Genomic DNA, 794 nt, shown 5'->3' with positions numbered 1-794 from the left:
CCGAAGCCGTTAACCACGTTGAGGACGCCGGCCGGCAGCAGGTCGCCGATCAGTTCCATCAGGACCAGGATTGAGGACGGGGTCTGCTCGGCCGGCTTCAGGACGACGGCGTTGCCGGCGGCGAGGGCCGGGGCAAGCTTCCAGACGGCCATCAGGATCGGGAAGTTCCAGGGGATGATCTGGCCGACGACGCCGAGCGGCTCGTGGTAGTGGTAGGCGGTGGTGTCCTCGTCGAGCTGGGACAGCCGGCCTTCCTGGGCGCGGACGGCGGAGGCAAAGTAGCGGAAGTGGTCGGCGGCGAGCGGGATGTCCGCGTTGAGGGTTTCGCGGATCGGCTTGCCGTTGTCCCAGGACTCGGCGACGGCGAGCATCTCGAGGTTCTCGTCGATGCGGTCTGCGATCTTGTTCAGGATGGCGGCGCGCTCGGCCACGGAGGTCTTGCCCCAGGACGGTGCAACCTTGTGGGCAGCGTCCAGTGCGAGCTCGATGTCCTCGGCGGTGCCGCGGGCGACCTCACAGAACGCCTTGCCGGTGACGGGGGTGATGTTCTCGAAGTACTGGCCCTTAACCGGGGCAACCCACTCGCCGCCGATCCAGTTCTCGTAGCGGTCCTTGAAAGTGACCTTCGAGCCCTCGGTACCGGGCTGTGCGTAAACAGTCATTGCTAGCTCCTTTGCTGTGCAAGATTGATGGCGGCCAGATGTCGGCGCCACCGTTGCGTTCAGCCTAGAAGCCGGGAGGTTGCAGTCAGGTTGCAACCGAAGTGACCCGGGTCACTCCCGCGGCCCATGGCG

The 794-nt window shown here is 65.7% G+C and carries 1 pseudogene (running past one end of the window); it reads right to left on the bottom strand.

Annotated elements, in window-relative coordinates:
- A pseudogene (locus K789_RS23345) lies at positions 1-662 on the bottom strand (aldehyde dehydrogenase family protein) (it extends 858 nt beyond the left edge of the window).
- Positions 663-794: the final 132 nt, after the last annotated feature.

Origin of the sequence: Arthrobacter sp. TB 26 (genome assembly GCF_000427315.1) — a bacterium.
Classification (GTDB): domain Bacteria; phylum Actinomycetota; class Actinomycetes; order Actinomycetales; family Micrococcaceae; genus Arthrobacter.
Note: the sequence above shows the minus strand (reverse complement) of the source record. Positions and strands in the feature narration are given on the sequence as shown.